Source organism: Streptococcus sp. HMSC065H07, from assembly GCF_001837325.1.
In the GTDB taxonomy this organism is placed as follows: domain Bacteria; phylum Bacillota; class Bacilli; order Lactobacillales; family Streptococcaceae; genus Streptococcus; species Streptococcus salivarius_H.
Genome location: NZ_KV832034.1, coordinates 70,818 through 93,814, shown reverse-complemented (window position 1 = coordinate 93,814; position 22,997 = coordinate 70,818). Strand labels below are relative to the sequence as shown.

The window sequence follows — 22,997 nt, the reverse complement described above, 5'->3', positions numbered from 1 at the left end:
ATGTCACGCTCACAAGCAACCATTCTGACTAACATGTGTCTCATCGAAGATGGTCATGGAAATATTGTCATGCAGATTCGCGATTCCAAGCGTTATTCTTGGTCGGGTGCTGCCCTACCTGGTGGTCATATTGAAGCACACGAGGGGCTAGTGGAGTCAGTTATTCGTGAGGTCAAGGAAGAAACTGGCTTGACCATCAAAAATCCTAAGCTGGTTGGTATGAAGCATTGGTACACGACAGATGACGAGCGTTATCTGGTGTTCCTCTATAGAACTTCAGACTTTGAAGGAGACATTCACTCGACAGAAGAGGGAGAAGTACGTTGGGTTGCTCGAGAGGATGTACCTAACATGGATCTAGCCTATGATATGCTCAACCTCCTGCGAGTGTTTGAAGAGGATCAACTTTCCGAACTTTACTATCGTGAGCGTCTTGAAAATGACTTTATCCGAGAATTTTGGTAAAAAAATGAACTATTTATTCAAATGAATGAATAGTTTTTTTGTCTTTAAAAACAGATAGAAAGCTTAAAATAAACGATTTTCAGATTTTGCGACGATGATAAAATTAATAAAAATAAAAATTACAATCAATAAAAGTCCATTTTTTCGTTGACAAATGCATAATAATGCATTATTATACTTACATAAGTTAATAAATATAGAAAAGAGATTGATTATGAAAACATGGAAAAAACTTTTGTTGGGATTTGCAGGGATTTTCGCTTTGACAGCTTTAGCAGCTTGTTCTTCGTCGAAGTACACTTTGGAAAAGGTACAAGATAAAGGAACTTTGACAGTTGCTCTTAATCCTCACTTTGCTCCTTTTGAATTCAAGACAATCCAAAATGGTAAGGATACGATTGTTGGGGCAGATGTTGAAATTGCTAAGGCTATTGCAGATGAGCTTGGTGTAAAAGTTAAATTCTCTGAAATGTCTTTTGATAATGTCTTAGCCAATGTTCAATCTGGTAAGGCAGATATCGCCATTTCCGGAATCTCAGCTACTGAAGAACGTCAAAAAATCTTTGATTTCTCAGATACTTACTATGAGTCTGAAACGGTTCTTGTTGTCAAAAAAGATGCGACAGGAACTTACAAACAAACCGGTGATTTTGCTAAAAAATCTGTAGCCGTTCAAAAAGGTTCTATTCAAGAAAATATTGCCAAAGCCAACTTGTCAGATGCTAATGTGGTATCCTTGGCGCAACCTGGCGAAGCCATCAATGAATTGAAGTCTGGTCAAGTTGAAGGAGTAGTTCTTGAAAAGGCCATTGCAAAAGGTTATGTAGACCAAAACAGCGACCTAGCTGTGTCAGACATCGCGCTCAAGTCTGATTCAAAAGATGCCTATGCTGTAGCAATGCCTAAAGGAAGCGATAAGCTAAAAGAAAAGGTTAATAAGGTTATCGCTAAACTCAAAAAAGAAGGTAAGATTGACAGCTATGTTCAAGATGCCTACACTCTTTCACTTAAGAGTTCTAGCAAATAAGGAGTTATTATATGAAGAAATTTTGGTTTATCCTTACAGCTCTAGTCGCTACCTGCTTTCTAGTTGCTTGTAGCGGAAGTCAGGGAGTAAATCCCAAAACGATTAAGGAAAAGAAGAAAATTGTCGTGGCAACAGAATCAGAATTTGCACCATTTGAGTTCAAATCATTGGTTAACGGCAAAGATACGCTAGTTGGAGCAGACATCGAGTTGGCCAAAGCTATCGGTGAAAAACTCGGTGTAAAGGTTGAATTTTCCGTGATGTCTTTTGATAATGTTCTTGCTAACGTGCAAAGTGGTAAAGCCGATATTGCCATTGCAGGGATTTCGGTGACAGACGAACGTAAGAAGGTTTATGATTTTTCAGACAGCTACTATACGTCAGAAAATGTAGTGATTGTCAAAAAAGACAAGGTAAATGACTATACAAGCACTGATAGTCTCGCAAAACAAACTGTCGGTACGCAAAAAGGCTCTGTTCAAGAAACCGTTGCTAAGAAACAAATTTCTAAGGCAAGTGTAGTATCACTGACTTCAAATGGCGAAATGATTAATGAACTCAAGTCAGGACAGCTTCAAGCAGTTGTACTTGAGAAGGCCATTGCAGAAGGTTATATCTCTCAAAATGATGATTTAACCCTTGCCAACTTTAACCTCAAGTCAGACGGTTCAGATGCTTATGCAGTCGCAACACGTAAGGGGTCAGATGACTTGCTTAAAGAAATCAATGCCGTCATCAAAGAGACTAAAGACTCTGGAAAATTTGACCAATGGTTAAAAGAAGCATCAACCTACAAACAAAGTAAGTAAATTTAAAACTTCTGAGCACCTGAAACGAGTCAATTTCAGGTGCTTTCATCAACGGCGGAAAGTCTCGTTTGGTGTTGGCTTTGCTCACTCAAGGGGAGTCGTCAAAAATTCTTAAATCTAAATGGGGGAATACCCCATTTTTTATTGAATTCTCTGCTAAAAACAGTTATTATCAAAGTAGGTAAGTCTGTCAAAATAGACAAATGACATCGTATAGAGTGCTTAAGAAAAGCAAGGAGAAACTATGAAGCTACCACGTTTTGGTGTTGAAGAATGGCTGAATGTCCATGAAAAGTCTGCCATATATGATATCGCAGGAGTTTCAATTAAGGCCCTCACAATGGAAGAATTATTTGACTTATCAGGCCTTGATAAGGAAGCCTTTTTTGCTCAACTACTAAAGAAAAAGATGGATTACGGCTGGATTGAAGGGGCACCAGAGTTCAAAACTCAAGTGTCTAGCTTATACAAGGACATGCCGGTTGATAATATCCTCCAAACTAATGGGGCTACAGGAGCGACGATGCTAGCTCTTTATGCGCTTATTGAGCCTGAGGACCATGTCATTTCCATGTATCCAACTTATCAGCAGCTCTATGACATTCCTAAGTCACTAGGAGCAGATGTGGACCTCTGGGAGATTGAGGAGGACAATAACTGGTTGCCTGATTTGGACCAACTTCGCCGTCTGATTCACCCAAATACCAAGATGATCTGCATTAACAATGCCAACAATCCTACTGGTGCCCTTATGGATACTGCTTACCTTGAGGAGCTTGTGACTATCGCTAAAGAAGTAGACGCCTATATCTTCTCAGATGAGGTCTATCGCAGTTTTGACCAACCTGCACCTTCTATTGTGGATTTGTATGAAAGGGGCATTGCCGTCAATAGTCTGTCAAAGACCTATTCGATTCCTGGTATTCGAGTTGGTTGGGTAGCTTCTAATACTGAGGTGGCAGACATTCTGCGGGACTACCGCGATTACACAATGATTTGTGCAGGTGTCTTCGACGATATGGTGGCTACCCTTGTTTTAGAAAATAAAGAAGCCATCTTGGAACGTAATCGTCAGATTGTAGAGGAAAATCTAGCTCTTATGGACGTGTGGATTGCCAAAGAGCCTAAGGCTAGCTGGATTCGTCCTGCCAGTGTGTCAACTTCCTTCGTCAAATTAGATGTTGACCGTCCCATTGAAGAGTTCGCCTTAGAGCTTCTTCAGGAGTACGGTGTGCTTGTGGTTCCAGGTAACCGTTTTGACAAGGAGTCGCATGTCCGCATTGGTTATTGTTGCGATAAGGAGGTCCTTCAAAAGGGCTTGGAAAAACTGTCGCAATTTCTTAATAAATGTTGACAATGCTACTAATTTTAAGTAAAATAACAAGCGAAAAATTATATTTATACAGGAGTTTCTTATGAAAATGAAAAAACTTTTCCTTGGGGCTATGGCTCTCCTTGCTACTGTGACTTTAGTAGCTTGTGGGTCAAAAAAGGATGCTTACTTATCCATTAAAGAAAATAAAAAACTTGTCGTGGCTGTCAGCCCAGACTATGCTCCATTTGAGTTCAAAACTTTGGTAGATGGTAAAGACCAAGTAGTTGGTTCAGATATCAAGTTGGCACAAGCTATCGCTGATGAACTCGGTGTTAAGCTTGAAGTTACAACAATGAGCTTTGACAATGTCCTTTCTAGCCTTCAATCAGGTAAGGCTGATCTTGCTATTTCAGGTATCTCAGTAACAGACGAACGTAAGAAAACCTTTGATTTCTCATATCCTTACTACGAAACACAAAATGCTATCATCGTTCGCAAAGATCAAGAGTCTACTTACTCAAGTCTTGATGCTTTCAAAGGTAAGAAAGTAGCAGTTCAAAAAGGTACCATTGAAGAAGGCCTTGCTAAGAAACAATTGAAAGATTCAACAGTCGTATCACTTACAGCAATGGGTGAGGCGATTAACGAGGTGAAATCTGGCCAAGTTGATGCTGTTGACCTTGAAAAACCAGTAGCAGAAGGTTACGTGGCACAAAATTCAGATTTGGCTTTGGCAAGCGTTGCCCTCAAAGTTGATGATGGCGATGCAAAAGCAGTCGCTATGGCTAAAGGCAACGAAAGATTGAAAGAAGTAGTCAACAAAGTCGTCAAGAAATTGAAAGCAGATGGTACTTACGACGAGTACATCAAGGATGCTTCTAAATACACAGCAGTTGAATAAATCAGTAGCTAGGGGAGATGCCTCCTCTAGTTTTTGTATAGGAAAAAACTTGGATAGTTTTAGTAGACTTAGAAGTCAACTGTAATAGCAAAAATTCCTAAACTTAAATATATTTCTTGACAGAAAAAGGCGAGTCTTGTATACTTGAATAGAACGTGTAAAATGTTACATTATCTTGAGGAGGTGAATTCAATGTCAAAAACAGTAGTACGTAAAAACGAATCACTTGACGACGCTCTTCGTCGTTTCAAACGTTCTGTGACTAAAGCTGGTACTCTTCAAGAGGCTCGTAAACGTGAACATTACGAAAAACCTTCTGTAAAACGTAAACGTAAATCAGAGGCAGCTCGCAAACGTAAAAAATTCTAATTAAGAATGAAATTAACAGAAAAAAGCTTGAGTCTTCTCAAGTTTTTTTCTTTTCATCGAATAAAGAAGTCGGTTAGTAGGTATGAGATACAAAAAATAAGACGTCTGAGATTTCAGACGTCTTAAGTTTCATATGTCTTTAGTTGAACAAATAAAGATTATTTGTTTGCAAGAAGGTCGCGGATTTCAGTAAGCAATTCTTCTTGTGATGGACCTGCTGCTTCAGCAGCATCTTCAGCTTCTTTTTTGCTAAGAGCAGTTGCTTTGCTAGCAGCTTTAACAACGAAGAAGAGAGTAGTACCAACGATGATGAAGTTGATAACTGCGCTCAAGAAGCTACCGTATGCGATACCGTTCCATGACAATTTAGAGAGGTTTTCAACGTTAGCGGCCTTAACAACTGGGTTAAGGATAAGTGGTGTGATGATATCACCAACAAGTGAAGTGATGATAGCGTTGAAAGCAGCCCCCATAACAACGGCTACAGCAAGATCAAGGACGTTACCCTTGAACAAAAAGTCTTTAAGTTCTTTAATCATTTTGACAATGAATCCTTTCTTTTATTTACTTTTAATATTTTATCTGATTTTGTAAATCTTGACAAGAGATTTGCTCATGTAAAATCAATTTTATTTTACTTTCATTTTTCATCGTGTTATAATTAGGGGTAATGCAATTATGGTAAGATAGGGGGCGATTAGATGGTGATTGATAAAGCTTTAATAGAAGATATTAAGAGCAGCACCAACATCGTCGACGTGATTGGTGAAGTTGTCAGTCTTAATCGCGCAGGTCGTAATTACCTTGGCTTATGCCCCTTCCATAAGGAAAAAACTCCCTCATTCAACGTTATTGAGGATAGGCAGTTTTACCATTGCTTTGGTTGTGGAAAGTCTGGAGATGTCTTTAAATTTTTAGAGGAATACCGTCAGATTTCTTTCCAAGAAAGTGTCAAGGTTCTGGCAGACCGCTTAGGTATTGCAGTTACGATAGACGCACCAAGACAGGCTCAGCAGCAGAATTCTCCTAATCAACCTTTCTATGATCTTCATGAGGATGCGCTTAAGTTTTATCACGCAGTCTTGATGACGACTAAGATAGGAGAAGCAGCGCGTGCCTACCTCTATGAACGTGGCATGACTGACGATTTACTTAAGACCTTCCAGATTGGTCTAGCCCCTGACGAACCAGATTATCTCTATCAGTCTGTATCAAAAAAATATGACGAAGAGGTGCTGACAGAATCAGGTCTTTTTAATCTTTCTGAAAGTAATCGTCTTTTCGATACTTTTAAAAATCGAATCATGTTTCCGCTTAAGAATGAGTTTGGAAAGACCATCGGTTTTTCAGGGCGTGTTTGGACTAAGGACGATATTGAAAAAGGACAAGCCAAGTACAAAAATACAAGGGCTACCCACATTTTCAATAAGTCTTATGAACTTTATCACCTCGATCAGGCTAAACCGGTGATTCAGAAGACTCATGAAGTCTATCTGATGGAGGGATTCATGGATGTCATTGCTGCCTATAGGGCTGGGCATGTTAATGCTGTGGCTTCTATGGGGACGGCGTTGACCCCTGAACATGTTAATCGTCTTCGTAAGTTAACCAAGAAAATTGTTCTGACCTATGATGGTGATAAGGCTGGGCAAAATGCGATCGCCAAGTCTCTGGAACTGTTATCGGATTTTCAAGTCGATATTGTTAAAATTCCAGACAATATGGACCCTGATGAATATCTACAGAAAACATCCGAAGAGGCTTTGGGGAAACTCTTGGTCGAGTCCCGCATTTCAGATGTGGAATTTTGGATTGGACAGCTCAAGCCTGCTAATGTAGACAATCTTCAAGCAGAGATTGCCTATGTTGAGCAGATTGCTAAGATTATTGCCAAGTCACCTTCTGTGACGGCACAAAATTCCTACATTTCTAAGGTGGCTGACCTTTTGCCTGACTTTGATTTTTTCCAAGTCGAGCAAGCGGTCAATAACGAACGGTTGACCATGAGGAATAAGCAGACGGCTCAATTATCGGCTGCTAGTAATAGTGCTTATGAGTCTTCAGCATCAGGATTCAGAGGGACGGTCAAACTACCTTCTACACCTAAGATTACAGGTCTTCGTCGGGCGGAAAATCAACTCTTCCATCGTATACTTAATCATCCTATGATTTTGAATGACTATCGCATGAGAGAGGAGTTTTTCTTCCAAACACCTGAGTTAGAGGAACTTTATCATATTCTGAAACAAGATGGTCAGATTGATACCGTAGCTTTGTCTCTACTTTCTCAAGAGGTGCAAACAGCCTATTATCAGGTTTTAGAGGAGATTTTACCACCTGAAACCAGTCTTGAAGAAGTTCAGGCTATCGAAGAGCGTAGAAATCATTTTTTGAGGGAACAGGACTTTCGTAAGCAAAGTAAACAAATAAGAGAATCAAGTAACCACGGTGATGTGGATGCAGCGGTGGAAGCCCTGCAGATGCTCATCGCCCAAAAACGAGATATGGAGTAACACATGGCAAAGAAAAAACAAAATACAGCATTTAACGTTCAAGTCGCTGATTTCATTCGTAACCACAAAAAAGCTGGTACAGCAATTGATGATGAAGTCACAGAAAAACTAGTTATCCCATTTGTTCTTGATGCTGATGGGATTGATGACCTTTTGGAACGTTTGACAGACGGTGGTATCTCTATCACTGATAAGGACGGAAATCCTTCATCTAAATATGTTGTTGAAGCCCCAAAACCAGAAGAATTGACAGACGAGGAGCTTCTTGGTTCAAACTCAGCTAAGGTCAATGACCCTGTTCGTATGTACCTCAAAGAGATTGGGGTAGTCCCTCTCTTGAGTAACGAAGAGGAAAAAGAATTGGCTATTGCTGTTGAAAATGGTGACTTGGAAGCTAAACAACGTTTGGCAGAAGCCAACCTTCGTTTGGTAGTCTCAATCGCTAAACGTTATGTGGGACGTGGTATGCAGTTCTTGGACTTGATTCAAGAAGGTAACATGGGGCTTATGAAAGCCGTTGATAAATTTGACTACTCTAAAGGTTTCAAATTCTCAACTTATGCGACATGGTGGATCCGTCAAGCAATCACTCGTGCCATCGCAGACCAAGCACGTACCATCCGTATCCCAGTTCACATGGTTGAAACTATTAATAAATTGGTGCGTGAGCAACGTAATCTCTTGCAAGAGTTGGGACAAGACCCAACACCTGAGCAAATCGCTGAACGTATGGATATGACTCCAGATAAGGTTCGTGAAATCCTTAAGATTGCTCAAGAGCCAGTTTCTCTTGAAACACCTATCGGTGAAGAAGATGATAGCCATTTGGGTGACTTTATCGAGGATGAAGTTATCGAAAATCCAGTAGATTACACAACTCGTGTGGTTCTTCGTGAACAATTGGATGAAGTGCTTGATACCCTTACAGACCGTGAAGAGAATGTTCTTCGTCTCCGTTTCGGTCTTGATGATGGCAAGATGCGTACTTTGGAAGATGTTGGTAAAGTCTTCAACGTCACTCGTGAACGTATTCGTCAGATTGAAGCTAAAGCCCTTCGTAAATTACGCCACCCAAGCCGTAGTAAACAACTTAAAGACTTTATTGAAGACTAAGATAGTAAATGGAAGGGGCCTGAATATTAGGCCCTGATTTTGGAGGAAAAGCTATGTCTGAAGTAAAATACACTGAAGCAGAAATTGAAAAAATCAAGGATCGTATCTTGGAAGCTTTAGAAATGGTTATTGACCCTGAGTTGGGGATTGATATTGTCAACCTTGGCCTTATTTACGATATCCGTTTCCAACAAGATGGCTATACTGAAATCGATATGACCTTGACGACTATGGGATGCCCACTGGCAGACCTTTTGACAGACCAAATTTATGACGCTATGAAAGAAGTGCCAGAAGTCACTAAGACAGAGGTTAAATTGGTCTGGACACCAGCATGGACTATCGAAAAGATGAGTCGTTATGCCCGTATCGCCCTAGGTATTCGTTAGGAGAAATCTTATGAAAACACTGGCTATCGTTGTTCCTTGTTATAACGAGGAAGAGACTATTCATCCTTTCTTAGAGGCTTGTCAGGCAGTTGAGCGACAAATGGCCAATCAGTTGGCTTTCAACTATTACTTTGTCAATGACGGTTCAAAAGATCGCACCTTAGAAGTTTTGAGACAGGTTTCAAAACAATTTGAGAATGTTCACTATCTCTCTTTCTCTCGTAATTTTGGGAAGGAAGCAGGCTTACTTGCAGGACTTGAAGCAGCCCAAGGTGACTACGTCACAGTTATGGATGCCGATCTTCAAGATCCACCTGAACTGCTCATCGAGATGTATGCCAAAATCCAAGAAGGTTACGACGTTGTCGGTACACGACGTGCAGACCGCAAGGGTGAGCCACCTATTCGTTCACTCTTTGCTAAGGCTTTCTATTGGTTGATTAATAAAGTTTCTGATACTGAAATGGTGGATGGGGCACGTGATTTCCGCTTGATGACTCGTCAAGTCGTTGATGCCATCCTTGAGCTCAAGGAAGTCAATCGCTTTTCAAAAGGCCTCTTTTCTTGGGTCGGCTTTGATGTGGCCTATGTCTCTTATGAAAATCGTGAACGTGTGGCAGGAGAGACTTCTTGGTCTTTCTGGAGCCTATTGAGTTACTCACTTGATGGCTTTATCAACTTCTCAGAAGTACCCTTGAAACTTGCCACATGGGCAGGAACCTTCTCATTCTTAATCTCCTTGGTTGGAATTCTCTTTGTCGTTATCCGAAAACTAACTATAGGTGGGAGTGTTGCAGGCTGGGCAAGCCTTGTCTCGATCATCCTCTTTATCGGAGGAATCCAACTCTTGGCCTTGGGAATCATCGGGAACTATATTTCAAAGATTTTCCTAGAAACCAAGAAACGACCAGTTTATATTGTTAAAGAAAAAGGGTGAAGATAACCAGCTATTTATACAAATAAATTTGTTGTATAGAATTATAAATGAAAGCAGATTTTTTCTGCTTTTTTTGATAAAATTAAAGTGCTATTAATGAAAATTACAAGGAGAAAAATATGATTCTAGTAACAGGTGCAAATGGCCAACTCGGAACCGAGCTTCGTCACCTTCTTGACGAGCGTAACGAAGAGTATGTAGCAGTAGATGTGGCAGAAATGGACATCACAGATGCTGAAAAAGTAGATGAAGTGTTTGCGGAAGTAAAACCAACCTTGGTCTATCACTGTGCTGCCTACACAGCTGTTGATGCTGCTGAAGATGAAGGTAAAGAGCTTGACTATGCTATCAACGTGACAGGTACTGAAAATGTCGCTAAGGCTGCCGAAAAACATGGTGCAACGCTTGTTTATATTTCAACGGACTACGTTTTTGATGGTGAAAAACCAGTAGGTCAAGAGTGGGAAGTTGATGACAAACCAGATCCACAGACAGAGTATGGTCGTACAAAACGTATGGGTGAAGAACTAGTCGAAAAACATGTGTCAAACTATTATATTATACGTACTGCTTGGGTATTCGGTAACTATGGTAAGAACTTTGTCTTCACTATGCAAAACCTTGCTAAGACCCACAAGACACTCACAGTTGTTAATGACCAACATGGTCGTCCAACTTGGACACGTACTTTGGCAGAATTTATGACTTATTTGGCTGAAAACCGTAAGGAATATGGTTACTATCACTTGTCAAATGATGCAGCAGAAGATACAACTTGGTATGACTTTGCGGTTGAAATCCTTAAAGATACTGATGTTGAAGTGAAGCCTGTTGATTCAAGCCAATTCCCAGCTAAAGCTAAACGTCCACTTAACTCAACAATGAGTTTGGCTAAGGCTAAGGCTACAGGATTTGTCATCCCAACATGGCAAGATGCTTTGAAAGAGTTTTATAAACAAGAAGTGAAATAAAAACACAGCAGTCCTTTGTGGCTGCTGTTCTGTTTGTATTAGGCAAAAGCCTTGTAAAATGGTATAATTGATTAGATTATAGACTTGTTAGAAAGGGGATTTATGCAACACGTATTCATCATCGGAAGTCGTGGACTTCCAGCAAAATACGGTGGTTTTGAGACATTTGTAGATCAATTAGTCTCCAACCAAGTTTCATCCCAAATTAAATACCATGTTGCCTGCCTTTCTGATAAACAGGCCTATGAGCATTTCGAATATAAAGGTGTAGATTGTTTCACGATTAAGGCCCCCCAATTAGGACCTGCTCGCGTTATTGCCTATGATATGATGGCTATTAATTACGCTTTGAAGATAATCCGTAAGGAAAATATAAAAGAACCAATTTTCTATGTTTTGGGAAATACTATAGGTGCCTTTGTGGCTCCCTTTGCTGGTAAGATTCATAGAATTGGTGGTAAATTCTACATTAATCCAGATGGTTTGGAGTGGAAGCGAGCTAAGTGGCCCAAGCCAGTACAAGCTTATCTAAAGTATTCTGAGAAAGTAATGACAAGACATGCTGACTTGGTTATCTCGGATAATCCAGGAATTGAAACTTATATTCAAGATGCCTATCCGTGGTCTAAGTCAACTTATATTGCTTATGGAACAGATTTATCACCGACAACATTAACAAATCAGGATGCTAAAGTTAGAGATATTTACAAGACATGGAATACTTACGAGAAAAATTATTATTTGATTCTTGGACGTTTTGTTCCAGAAAATAATTATGAAACGGCTATTCGTGAGTTTATGAGTTCCTCAACAAAACGTGATTTAATTATTATTTGTAATTATGAGGGCAATGCTTATTTTGAGGAATTGCGTTCCAAAACACAGTTTGATACGGATCCACGTGTGAAGTTTGTTGGAACAGTTTATGATCAAGACCTATTAAAATATATTCGCAAAGAAGCTTTTGCCTATATTCATGGTCACGAAGTTGGAGGAACCAACCCTGGCTTACTGGAAGCTATGGCACAAACTGATTTGAATTTAGTATTAGGTGTCTCATTTAACCGGTCAGTAGCTCAAGATACAGCTCGTTATTGGGAAAAAGATGAAGGCAATCTGTCGCATTTGATTGATCAAGTAGATGACGTTTTAGATTACTCTGAACTAGGTAAGTTAGCTAAGGAGAACATGAAACAGAACTTTACTTGGAAAAAAATTGTAGGTAAGTACGAGGAGCTATTTTTATCATGAAAGTAAATATCTTACTGTCAACCTACAATGGTGAGCAGTATTTAGCGGAACAAGTTAAGAGTATCCAAGAGCAAACCTATCAGGAGTGGGAACTTCTCATACGTGACGATGGTTCATCTGATGGAACAGTCGAACTTATTAAACAACTGGCTACACGAGATTCACGTATTCACTTTATTAATGAGAATCATATCGAGAATGTTGGTGTGATCAAAAGTTTCCATGCCCTACTTAAGCATGAGGAGGCAGACCTTTACTGTTTCAGTGACCAGGATGATTTTTGGCTTCCTGAAAAAATCTCACTTCAAGTGGCAGAAGCCAAAAAGTATTCTCAGGATAAACCTCTACTCATTTATACTGATTTAAAGGTAGTGGATGAAAATCTATCTGTCCTTCATGATAGTATGATCCGTACTCAGTCTGACCATGCCAATATTGAGCTGATTCAAGAGTTGACTGAAAATACAGTTACTGGTGGCGTTGCTATGATTAACCATGCTTTAGCGGAACTATGGACTGGTGAGGAAAAGCATGATTTACTGATGCATGACTGGTATCTAGGTTTGCTAGCTTCTGCCTTTGGTAACTTAGTCTATATTGATGAGCCAACTGAGCTCTATCGTCAACATAGTAGTAATGTCCTTGGAGCTCGAACTTTGCGAAAGCGGATGAAAAATTGGGTTAGACCCCATATCCTTTTTGCCAAATATTGGAGTCTTATCAAAGCTAGCCAAGATCAAGCTAGAAATTTGCTGGAACTCCCGTTAAGTTCACAGAATAAGGAAATCATTGAAAACTTTGTAACAATTATGGATGCTCCATTTAGAGAACGTTTAGCACGTATTCGAAAATACGGTTATCGAAAAAATAGAGCATTTCACACAATTGTGTTTACGACATTGATTCTTACAAAGTTTGCATATAGAGGAGAGAAAGATGTTAGACTTTTTTAGTCAGAAAAATCGTATTTTGTTACGAGAAATGGTTAAAACCGATTTCAAATTGCGCTATCAAGGTAGTTTAATCGGTCATTTGTGGTCTATTTTGAAACCACTTATGCTCTTTACAATTATGTACCTGGTATTTGTTCGCTTCTTACGTTTTGATGATGGCACACCACATTACGCCATTGGCCTCTTAATCGGTATGGTTACATGGAGTTTCTTTTCAGAAGCGACGAGTATGGGGATGATGTCAATTGTATCAAGGGGTGACTTGTTACGAAAATTGAATTTTTCAAAAGAAATTATTGTTATTTCATCAGTTGTTGGAGCTTCAATTAACTATGTGATTAACCTCCTTGTTGTCTTTGTTTTTGCCTTGGTAAACGGTGTTAATTTTTCATTAGGCTGGTTGACAGTTATTCCATTGTTTGCTGAACTCTTCCTTTTCTCAGCCGGTATTGCCTTTGTCTTAGCAACGCTCTTTGTTAAGTACCGTGATATTGGTCCAATTTGGGAAGTAGTTATGCAAGCTGGTATGTATGCGACACCTATTATCTATTCGTTGACATTTATTTTGCAACGTGGACAAGTTAAGATTGCAAAACTGATGATGTTGAATCCTTTAGCACAAATTATTCAGGACTTGCGACACTTTATTGTCTTCTCAGGTAGCTTGCGTGGTTGGGATTTAATTGGTCATAAAGCTATTGCTATTATTCCGTATTTCCTACCACTTGTTATCTTTGCTATTGGTTACTACATTTTCCATAATCAAGCTAAAAAATTCGCGGAGATTCTCTAATGACAGAAAAGAAAATTGCAGTTAAAGTGGACCATGTAAGTAAGTTTTTCAAATTACCGGTTGAGTCTACTCAAAGTCTTAGAACTGCCTTAGTAAATAGATTTAAAGGAATCAAAGGCTATAAAGAACAACATGTTTTGAAGGATATTGACTTCGAAGTTGAGGAAGGTGATTTCTTCGGAATTGTGGGACGAAATGGTTCAGGAAAGTCGACATTATTGAAGATTATTTCTCAAATTTATGTTCCTGAACAAGGGACGGTTACAGTAAATGGTAAAATGGTTTCATTTATTGAACTTGGTGTCGGATTTAATCCTGAATTAACTGGACGTGAGAATGTTTATATGAACGGAGCAATGCTTGGCTTTACGACAGCAGAAGTGGACGCCATGTATGATGAGATTGTTGAGTTCGCAGAACTTGAAGATTTCATGAACCAAAAACTCAAGAACTACTCGTCTGGTATGCAGGTCCGTTTGGCTTTCTCTGTGGCTATCAAGGCACAGGGTGATGTTCTTATCCTTGACGAGGTTCTTGCAGTAGGTGATGAGGCTTTCCAACGTAAGTGTAATGACTACTTTATGGAACGTAAGAAATCAGGGAAAACAACAATTCTTGTAACTCATGATATGGGGGCTGTTAAGAAGTACTGTAACAAGGCTATTTTAATTGAGGATGGATACATTAAAGCCAAAGGCGAGCCAAGAGACGTTGCCAATCAATATAGTTTTGACAATACAGAACAAGTAATCACTTCAGAACAATCAGGAATTGAAAGAAGTGGTTCGCTTGTGGAAAATCTGAAGCTATCACTGTTGTCTTCTAAGAGGGCTACACCAAATGAACCAATTTCATTTGATTTGACGTATACTTTGCTAGAAGATGTGCCTACTTATATTGCTATCTCATTTACAGATATTGATCGTAATATTTGGATTTACAATGATAATACGATGGACAACTTAACAAGTGGCAAGGGTGATGTTAAAGTAAACTACCAGTGCTCACTAGCAGGGTTAAACGATATTAAGTTAAAACTCGAAATTACTGTAAGGGATGCGAATAACCAAGTTCTAGCCTTTCTTCCGGCTGATGAGATTCCAGTTATTGTTCTTAATAGGGATGATATTGATGAAGATGACGAGTCAGCCAAAGATTCTGCAACTGGTATTATTCAAAGAAATGGGAAGTGGAGTTTTTCTTAAGAGAAAAAAGGGAAGTTTGAATGAAAGTATCGATTATTTGTACCAATTATAATAAGGGGGATTGGGTACGAGAGGCTATAGATAGCTTTCTCAATCAGAAAACAAATTTTGGTTTCGAGATTATTATCATTGATGATGCTTCGACAGATCATTCGTATGAGATTATTCAAGAATATCAAAATAAGTTTCCTGAAAAAGTTAGAACTTTTCGTAATGAAGTGAATCTTGGCATTACTAGAACTTGGAAAAAAGTTTGCCAAGAAGCTAAGGGTCAGTACATCGCGAGATGTGATAGTGATGATTTTTGGACGGACCCATTAAAACTTCAAAAGCAAGTTGATTTGCTAGATGCTTCAACAGATTCACTATGGTCAAATACCGAATTTGACATGGTAGACCTAGACGGAAATCTTATCCAAAAAGATGCTTTTGCTAATAAGGCACTCCCTTTAATTGATTCTTACGAAGAGATGCTTGTCATGAAAGGAATGACAATGGCTTCAACCTGGTTGGTTGATACCACTCTTATGCAAGATGTATCTGCTCAAATTAGCGATACAGCCGCAGACGATACATTTGAGTTGCAACTTGAATTATTCAAACGCACTAAAATTTCTTTTTTGAGTGATTCCACTACTGTATATCGTATGAATTTGGGATCTGATTCAAAACCTATGACATTGGAGACTGCTGAAAGGCGGTTCACAGGTATCTTAGATTCTCAAATTAAATATCTCAACAAATATCCAGATCAGGATATTCAAAGAATTTCACACTTAGCGCTTGTTAAGGATCGTGATTTGGATATCTTAGTTTTTAAAAAAGATCGTCAGATAGAAGACTTGAATTTGAAATTAAATCAAGTATCACAGATTTCTCATGACCAAAACGAGTATATTGAAGTTTTGAAAAAAGAGAAAGAAGAGTTACGTTCTAATTTGACTAGTGAGTTGAATCGTATACAAAGTCTATATGATGACTTACAAATCCAATATAACAGTGTTGTTACTTCGAGAAGATGGACAATACCAACTAAAATTATTAATTTCTTTAGGAGAAGTAAATGAAACGTCTATTGCTTTATGTTCATTTCAATAAATATGATCATATTAGTCGACATGTATTTTATCAACTTGAACATATGAGACCGTTGTTTGATAAATTGGTTTTTATTTCAAATAGTCGTCTTAGTGAAAGTGAAGTACAGAAACTTCGTGATAAATACTTGATTGATGATTTTATCCAACGTGAGAATAAAGGTTACGATTTTGCTGCTTGGCATGATGGTATGGAATTTGTTGGATTTGATAACTTGAAACAGTATGATTCTGTCACTGTTATGAATGATACCTGTTTTGGTCCTCTATGGGATATGGCACCAATCTATGATAAATATGAATCAAATTCAAATGTAGATTTTTGGGGTATGACTAATCATCAAGGAATCAAGGCTGGTGATATTTATATTCATGAACATTTGCAATCTTACTTTATTTCATTTAAAAAACGTTTAGTTGAATCTAGTGTTTTCCAAAAGTTCTGGAAATCAGTTGAGAGTTTCGATGATGTTCAAAAGGTAATCGATAATTATGAAACTCTTTATACCAAGAAGTTTATGGATGCTGGATTTAAGTATGAATCGATTCTTAATACGATTCCACTAAATGATCAGTTTTTCCATAGTAATTTTACAATTCATTATCCTCATGTTTTGCTTGATGCAGGGGTTCCGTTTATTAAGGTTAAGACATTTGATTTAACCCAGCATCTTGCTCCTTATTTGCTTAAGGAAATCGAGAATAGAACAGACTATCCGGTAGAATTCATTTTGTCTCACATGTCAGATATGAGTTTACCGACTCCACCCTACTTGCTTGACCGCAAGGTTATTAAGGAAAGCTCAAAGCCATATTCAGACAATAAAAAGATTGCTGTACATCTTCATACCTACTATGTTGACTTACTTGAAGACTTTTTAAAGCAATTTGAGAATTTTCACTTTACTTATGATCTCTTCCTAACAACGGATTCAGAAGAGAAGAAGGAAGAGATTCAGTCTATCCTTGATAAGAATGGAAAAGTAGCTCGAATCTTTATTACTGGGAATCGTGGACGTGATGTTATTCCAATGCTTAAATTGAAAGATGAACTTTCTGCTTATGATTATATTGGACATTTCCATACGAAAAAATCACCAGAATACCCTTATTGGGTTGGAGATTCATGGCGAAATGAACTTTTCTCAATGTTAATTCAACCTGCTGATAATATTATTGCAAATCTAGAACGTGATGATAGGTTAGGGCTTGTAATTGCTGATATTCCAACTTTCTTCCGTTATACTAAAATTGTGGATCCCTGGAATGAGAATCGTTTTGCCGAAGGAATGAATGATTTATGGGAGCGTATGAATCTTGGTCGAGAAATTGACTTTGATAAGATGAATACTTTTATCATGAGTTATGGAACATTTATTTGGTTCAAGTATGATGCTTTAAAACCATTGTTTGACCTTGACTTACAAGATGAAGAGATTCCAGCAGAACCAATTCCTCAACATACCATTTTGCATTCAATTGAACGTATTCTAGTTTACCTTGCTTGGGCAAGACGTTATGATTATGCCATTGCAAAAAACGATATCTATATTACGCCTTTTGTAGATAATGTTGTGTTAAATATCCGACCAGATACTTTACCAAATACCTATATTAATTTTGATAATATCGGTGGTATAAAAGGTGCTCTCAAATATATTATTGTAGGTCCAGGGACCGCTGTGAAGTACATTTTGAGAAGAATAAAGAGAAAATTTAAATCTAATAATATGAAGGAGAAATTATGACAGAAAAAATTGCGGTGCTTTTACCAGCTTACAATGAAGAAGTGACTATCCAAAAGGTTATTGCAGATTTTCAGAAGGTACTTCCAAATGCGGATATTTATGTTTATGATAATAACTCTAAAGATAAAACTAATGAATTAGCAAGAGAAGCAGGGGCGATTGTCCGTTTTGAACCTAGACAGGGTAAGGGAAATGTAGTTCGATCTATGTTCCGTGAAATTGATGCTGATTACTATATTATGGTTGATGCTGATGACACTTATCCCGCAGATGAGGTAGAAAAACTTTTAGAGCCGTTACGTTCAGGTATGGCTGATATGACCATTGGTGATAGATTATCAAATGGTACTTATGCTGAAGAAAATAAACGAGGTTTTCATGGTTTCGGTAATAATTTAGTCAGACTTCTAGTAAATAAATTATATAAGGGTAATTATCAAGATATTATGACTGGTTACCGGGGCTTTAATCGACTTTTTGTTAAGACCTTTCCAGTTCTTTCCCCTGGCTTTGAAATTGAGACAGAGCTTTCTATTCACTCATTAGATAAACGTTTTAAATTGGTCGAGGTTCCGATTACCTATCAAGATAGACCAGAAGGCAGTGAATCTAAGTTAAATACTTTCTCAGATGGTTTTAAAGTTCTTAAAATGATTTTTAACCTTTTTAAAGATTATAAACCTCTTTTGTTCTTTAGCTTAGTTAGTCTTGTATTATTTATTTTAGGTCTATGTGTAGGAATTCCTGTAGTAACTGAATTTGCTAAAACAGGATTAATTGCTAAGATGCCATCAGCAATTTTAGCAACGGGGTTGATGATTCTTGCCGCTTTATCTTTTATTGCAGGGTTTATTCTAGATACACTAGTAAGACAAAATAGAATGCAGTATGAGTTGAAAATCTACGACTTTTATAAGGATTGATAGAATCTATTATGGAAACGATAAAAGATAATTTTTTTAGTAGAAAAGGTTATAGTAATGTTTTACTCACGATCATTCTGATGGTTACTCTACTTACGGGATTAGTGTCTATTACTTTGAGGAGCCCTATGGTGGGATTAGATGAAATGGGGCATTACGCAAGGAGTATTGAACTTTCAAATGGTAATTTACTTAGTTTACAGGATGGGAATCCTGCACTTGCTGGAGGAAAAATTTCAAATACACAATATGAATTTATAGAAAAAGCTAAGCAAGTTCAATCGGGTAATTCTACTAAGTATAAAGCGACGGATAAAGATTGGTATCATAAATTTTCTTCAATTCCTTTTACTAATCAGAAAAGGTTTTATGTGAATACAAATACTGTTCCCTATACACCTTTTTCTTACTTACCATATGTTTTTACAGCTTATTTGTCGAAAATTATTGGAATAAAGCCTGTTACAGAATATTTGTTAATGAGACTTATTGGTTTCTTAACCTATTTTCTTTTGTTTATATTAGCTATCAAAATTACACCAGTTGGGAAGTTTACTTTAGCATTTATTTCTACTATTCCGACTGTAATAGTTAGTTGGACTAATATTTCTGCCGATGGTTATATGGTTGCAATCTCAGCTTTATTCTTTGCTGTAATATTGAGAGTGGTTTATTCCTTAAAGCAAGGAAAAAACATTACTTTAAATGATGTACTAGCTGTCTCGATTGTAACGATATTATTATCAATGGGAAAAATTCCAATATTCCTATATTTATTTTTGCTATTACCGCTTGCGTTCTTACTTAAAAAAAGATCAAATTTTGAACATAAGGCATACTTTTATTTATTGCTTCTTTTTGGTCTTAGTTTTTTGGTAACTATATGGTGGGTACTGATTGTTAAGAACATTAATACAGGTGCTTATTTTGGTAGAAATGTAGATACGTTCAAGCAGTTGAGTTTTATCTTATCAGATATTCCAAGTTTTTTAACCTTACTTGTTCGTACATTATTGGGCTATAATTTTTTTGTATATACTATTGGGTATACGAATGATTTAGCTGTACATGCAATTCCAAAGTTGTTTACCTACTTGAGTGCTACAGCACTGGTATTATCAGTATTTGCTAAATACAATAGTCAAAACTATCTGAAAGCACCAAGAAATATTTATTTTAAGTTGTTTGAGATTTCAAAATATTTAATTTCTTTTGCTTTTATTGTTTCGGTATTTATCATACTTTACTTACAGTTCTCAGAAATTGGTAGTCATACCATTGATGGAGTTCAAGAACGATATTTTATCCCAATTTACTTCATTTTATTAAGCATAATTCCTAAACGAAAAATATCATCTGGATTATACCTGACTATAATTTCGTTATTGGCAATTTTACCAGCGATTTCTTACTGGTTAATTCTTTTTAATCAACTCTAGAAATGGAAAATAATTTTATGAAAAAAGCTCGTAGTTTGGGGATATCTTTTATCAAGTGGCGTTACGTAATCGCTCTATTTGCTCTTATTTGTTCAGTAAGTCTGAATCTTAATGGTAGTTCAATTGCTAATTGGAATAACTTTGGTGTTAGAGAAACCGTGTCAGGTGTTCAGTCTGAAACAAAGACAGTTGACGATTATCAAGGCTTTCAAAAATTAAAGTTATGGGTTCCATCACTGTATCGTACGGATGATACTATCATAGGTAGTCCTAGACCAATCAGATCTGATGAATGGTTAGTCCAAACACCTTTTTACTTATCTCAGGTAAAAACAGGAAATCATTTTACAAATAAATCCTATCAAGTTACAGGTCAGAATATGATGCTTGCTTATAATGTTTCATCCTGGCATATTTCAACGATAGGGAAACCATTTAACTGGGGATTTCTTTTCTTAGGAGCCTCTAGAGGGTTATCTTGGTATTGGAGTTTTAAAATTATAGCAATGCTACTATTAGCTTATGAATTTGCTATGATTTTAACCTCTAGGCGTAAGCTATTATCAGCTGTATCAAGTTTTTGGATAACTTTCACACCAACAGTACAATGGTGGTTCATGCAACATCTTGGCGATGTGGTATTCTTTTCATTATTGATAATGGTGTCTATATATCATTATTTTAACTCTGAAAAGAAAGTGTTCAAAATATTAATGGCAATAAACTTGATAATTGCTCTTATTGGGTTCCCATTAATTATATATCCAGCATTCCAAGTCCCATTTGCTTATATTATTCTATTATTTACAGTAATACAGTTTTTCAAGGCATTAAGAAATAAAAAGGTTACACTATTTGATGTGATTGTGATTACATTAACTTTATTTGTTTCGCTTACGATAGATGCATTGACCATTTATCAGAGTTGGGATGCAATATCAGCAACTCTTCATACTGTATATCCGGGAAAAAGAATTTCTGTTGGTGGGGAATATACTTGGAAAAATTTAAGTGATTTCTTATTTAATATCGTTCTGCCATTTAAGGCTCCTCAAGTAAGTAACCAAGTTGAACTATCAAGTTCATTTAATTTCTTACTTTACATACTGATAATCTTGCCTTTTGTTATTAAAAGGAAAGATATCAATAAAAACATCTTTGGGATTGTCTTAGTAGTTTATTCACTAATGCTGATGCTTTATAGTATAGTTGGTATACCAACCGTACTATCTAAATTAACATTGTTTAGCTATGTACCATTTTCTAGGTCGTGGCAATCGATGTCAGTAATTGCAGTTTTTGCTTCGATATGGTTTATATCTTTTATCTGGGATAAATTAGAGAGAGTAAAGTTAACTAAAATTTTACCATCTTTATTCATTGTCACGATACTCTACTTATACAGAGGACTAACAGATGATATCTATAAGAATTATTTAGGAAGGTTTACATCCGTTATTTTAATTGTGATTATGTTAATTGCTTTTATTTGTATTCTTTATAGAAAAAAAGGTGTATTCTATCCTATTATGTTAGTCATTATAACTGTGAGTGGATTGACTGTTAATCCACTCACACATGGCATAGGTGCTATTGAAAATAAATTACTATCTCATGAAGTTGAAAGCATTGTAGGAAGAAATCCTAATGCGATTTGGATGTCTGATTCTACAAATCTCTATCACTTTGTTCAAATGTTTGGTGCTAAAAGTATAGATGGTGTTAGATTTTATCCCGATAGACAACTTATGTCTAAAATTGATAAGCAAAATCAATATGAAGATGTATGGAATAGATATGCACACTTAAAATATTCATTAACGAACGAGAACACATCTATGACTACACCAGTTCCCGATAATGTAAATATTAACTTAAATATAAATGAGTTAAAAGACTTAAATGTAAAATATATTTTGACAACTAGAGACTTAAATAAAGAATTTGGTTCGTCATTTACAGAGATTTATCAGGATAATGATAATAATAGAATCTTTGAATATTTGAATTAACTTCCCCCTCCCACTTACGAATAAGTAAGTAGGAGGTTTTTTTCTTATGTATAGTATTGTAGCTGAGGAGTCGGGGCTTTTGCCTCGTGAGCGTCTCTTGCAGAAAGGAGCAGAAGTGTTGTCTGACCAAGAGCTGTTGGCGATAGTGCTGCGGACGGGGACCAAGTCTGAGTCGGTCTTATCTATGGCTAATCGTATTTTGAAAGGGATGACGAGTTTGGCGGATTTGTCTCGTTTGTCCTTGAATGAGCTTCAGGAGATTCCTGGTATTGGACGTGTGAAGTCTATTGAGCTCAAGGCTATGGTGGAGTTGGCTAAGCGGATTGAGAAGGCTGAGTTGTCTCGTTCTGAGCAGATTATGTCCAGTCAGCAGGTGGCTCGTCGTATGATGTTGGATATTGGGGACAAGCCTCAGGAGCATCTGGTGGCTATCTATTTGGATACGCAGAACCGTATTATTCAGCAAAAGACGGTCTTTATTGGTGGGGTCCGTCGTTCGATTGCTGAGCCACGTGAGATTTTACATTATGCCTGTCATCTGATGGCAACGTCTTTGATTGTGGTTCACAATCATCCGTCAGGTGAGGCCTATCCAAGTCGAAATGATATCGATTTTACTCAAAAGATTAAGCGGGCCTGTGATGACTTAGGGATTTGTCTGCTTGATCATCTGATTGTTGGAAAATCAACCTATTATTCCTTTCGTGAGGAGAGGGAGGATTTTGATCTTTAGGTTGAACCTATGTGATAAAGACAAGAGAAAAGCA

Annotated in this window: 22 protein-coding genes; 21 read left to right on the top strand and 1 reads right to left on the bottom strand. The window is 37.3% G+C overall.

Annotated elements, in window-relative coordinates; translation table 11 throughout:
- The 6 genes from HMPREF2637_RS06020 to rpsU all read left to right on the top strand — a co-directional run bounded on the left by HMPREF2637_RS06020 (position 1) and on the right by rpsU (position 4,886).
- On the top strand, positions 1-465 hold the full coding sequence (locus tag HMPREF2637_RS06020) for an 8-oxo-dGTP diphosphatase (protein ID WP_064524155.1): 465 nt from the start codon (positions 1-3) through the stop codon (positions 463-465).
- Positions 466-679: 214 nt separating this feature from the next.
- The gene (locus HMPREF2637_RS06015; protein ID WP_064524153.1) at positions 680-1,492 is read left to right on the top strand and encodes a transporter substrate-binding domain-containing protein; all 813 of its coding nucleotides are present in this window, start codon (positions 680-682) and stop codon (positions 1,490-1,492) included.
- An 11-nt stretch (positions 1,493-1,503) separates the two neighbouring features.
- Positions 1,504-2,301: a transporter substrate-binding domain-containing protein gene (locus HMPREF2637_RS06010; protein ID WP_070839656.1), complete on the top strand. Its 798-nt coding sequence runs from the start codon at positions 1,504-1,506 to the stop codon at positions 2,299-2,301.
- Between the two features lie 244 nt (positions 2,302-2,545).
- Complete coding sequence (locus tag HMPREF2637_RS06005) at positions 2,546-3,655, top strand: aminotransferase (RefSeq protein WP_064524151.1); 1,110 nt, start codon at positions 2,546-2,548, stop codon at positions 3,653-3,655.
- A 67-nt stretch (positions 3,656-3,722) separates the two neighbouring features.
- Entirely contained in the window at positions 3,723-4,517 is a 795-nt protein-coding gene (locus tag HMPREF2637_RS06000) for a transporter substrate-binding domain-containing protein (protein ID WP_037601831.1), read from the top strand.
- Positions 4,518-4,709: 192 nt separating this feature from the next.
- Positions 4,710-4,886: a 30S ribosomal protein S21 gene (gene rpsU / locus HMPREF2637_RS05995; protein WP_002884573.1), complete on the top strand. Its 177-nt coding sequence runs from the start codon at positions 4,710-4,712 to the stop codon at positions 4,884-4,886.
- 158 nt (positions 4,887-5,044) lie between these two features.
- Here rpsU and mscL read toward each other — a convergent pair whose 3' ends face one another.
- Positions 5,045-5,425 (bottom strand): large conductance mechanosensitive channel protein MscL, encoded by a 381-nt coding sequence (mscL, locus tag HMPREF2637_RS05990; RefSeq protein WP_037601679.1) that lies wholly within the window; start codon positions 5,423-5,425, stop codon positions 5,045-5,047.
- Positions 5,426-5,587: 162 nt separating this feature from the next.
- On the opposite strand from mscL, the gene dnaG reads away from it, so the two are divergent.
- The 15 genes from dnaG (at position 5,588) to radC (ending at position 22,963) form a co-directional block, all read left to right on the top strand.
- Positions 5,588-7,399 (top strand): DNA primase, encoded by a 1,812-nt coding sequence (dnaG, locus tag HMPREF2637_RS11155; RefSeq protein ID WP_064524149.1) that lies wholly within the window; start codon positions 5,588-5,590, stop codon positions 7,397-7,399.
- 3 nt (positions 7,400-7,402) lie between these two features.
- Complete coding sequence (gene rpoD / locus HMPREF2637_RS11150; protein ID WP_002884252.1) at positions 7,403-8,512, top strand: RNA polymerase sigma factor RpoD; 1,110 nt, start codon at positions 7,403-7,405, stop codon at positions 8,510-8,512.
- A 53-nt stretch (positions 8,513-8,565) separates the two neighbouring features.
- Complete coding sequence (locus tag HMPREF2637_RS05975; protein WP_002884757.1) at positions 8,566-8,901, top strand: metal-sulfur cluster assembly factor; 336 nt, start codon at positions 8,566-8,568, stop codon at positions 8,899-8,901.
- Between the two features lie 10 nt (positions 8,902-8,911).
- Positions 8,912-9,838, top strand: coding sequence for a glycosyltransferase family 2 protein (locus tag HMPREF2637_RS05970; RefSeq protein ID WP_002884561.1), 927 nt, complete (start codon positions 8,912-8,914; stop codon positions 9,836-9,838).
- Between the two features lie 119 nt (positions 9,839-9,957).
- Positions 9,958-10,809 carry a dTDP-4-dehydrorhamnose reductase gene (rfbD, locus tag HMPREF2637_RS05965; protein WP_064524147.1) on the top strand — a complete coding sequence of 284 codons (852 nt, stop codon included), beginning with the start codon at positions 9,958-9,960 and terminating at the stop codon, positions 10,807-10,809.
- A gap of 102 nt (positions 10,810-10,911) precedes the next feature.
- A complete protein-coding gene (gene cps2T, locus HMPREF2637_RS05960; protein ID WP_064524145.1) occupies positions 10,912-12,060 on the top strand; it encodes a beta 1-4 rhamnosyltransferase Cps2T in 1,149 nt (382 codons plus the stop codon).
- Positions 12,057-13,013 (top strand): glycosyltransferase family 2 protein, encoded by a 957-nt coding sequence (locus HMPREF2637_RS05955; RefSeq protein WP_064524143.1) that lies wholly within the window; start codon positions 12,057-12,059, stop codon positions 13,011-13,013. The genes cps2T and HMPREF2637_RS05955 overlap by 4 nt, the downstream gene beginning before the upstream one ends.
- Positions 12,997-13,806 carry an ABC transporter permease gene (locus tag HMPREF2637_RS05950; RefSeq protein WP_064524141.1) on the top strand — a complete coding sequence of 270 codons (810 nt, stop codon included), beginning with the start codon at positions 12,997-12,999 and terminating at the stop codon, positions 13,804-13,806. The genes HMPREF2637_RS05955 and HMPREF2637_RS05950 overlap by 17 nt, the downstream gene beginning before the upstream one ends.
- Positions 13,806-15,011 (top strand): ABC transporter ATP-binding protein, encoded by a 1,206-nt coding sequence (locus tag HMPREF2637_RS05945; RefSeq protein ID WP_002891458.1) that lies wholly within the window; start codon positions 13,806-13,808, stop codon positions 15,009-15,011. The genes HMPREF2637_RS05950 and HMPREF2637_RS05945 overlap by 1 nt, the downstream gene beginning before the upstream one ends.
- Positions 15,012-15,031: 20 nt before the next feature.
- Positions 15,032-16,078 (top strand): glycosyltransferase family 2 protein, encoded by a 1,047-nt coding sequence (locus HMPREF2637_RS05940; protein ID WP_014634838.1) that lies wholly within the window; start codon positions 15,032-15,034, stop codon positions 16,076-16,078.
- A complete protein-coding gene (locus HMPREF2637_RS05935) occupies positions 16,075-17,856 on the top strand; it encodes a rhamnan synthesis F family protein (RefSeq protein WP_064524139.1) in 1,782 nt (593 codons plus the stop codon). Before HMPREF2637_RS05940 ends, HMPREF2637_RS05935 begins: the two co-directional genes overlap by 4 nt.
- Positions 17,853-18,779 carry a glycosyltransferase gene (locus tag HMPREF2637_RS05930; protein ID WP_014634836.1) on the top strand — a complete coding sequence of 309 codons (927 nt, stop codon included), beginning with the start codon at positions 17,853-17,855 and terminating at the stop codon, positions 18,777-18,779. The genes HMPREF2637_RS05935 and HMPREF2637_RS05930 overlap by 4 nt, the downstream gene beginning before the upstream one ends.
- Positions 18,780-18,790: 11 nt before the next feature.
- Entirely contained in the window at positions 18,791-20,218 is a 1,428-nt protein-coding gene (locus tag HMPREF2637_RS05925) for a DUF2142 domain-containing protein (RefSeq protein ID WP_227853295.1), read from the top strand.
- A 17-nt stretch (positions 20,219-20,235) separates the two neighbouring features.
- Entirely contained in the window at positions 20,236-22,230 is a 1,995-nt protein-coding gene (locus HMPREF2637_RS05920; RefSeq protein ID WP_064524135.1) for a DUF7657 domain-containing protein, read from the top strand.
- Positions 22,231-22,276: 46 nt separating this feature from the next.
- A complete protein-coding gene (gene radC, locus HMPREF2637_RS05915) occupies positions 22,277-22,963 on the top strand; it encodes a RadC family protein (RefSeq protein WP_064524133.1) in 687 nt (228 codons plus the stop codon).
- Positions 22,964-22,997: the final 34 nt, after the last annotated feature.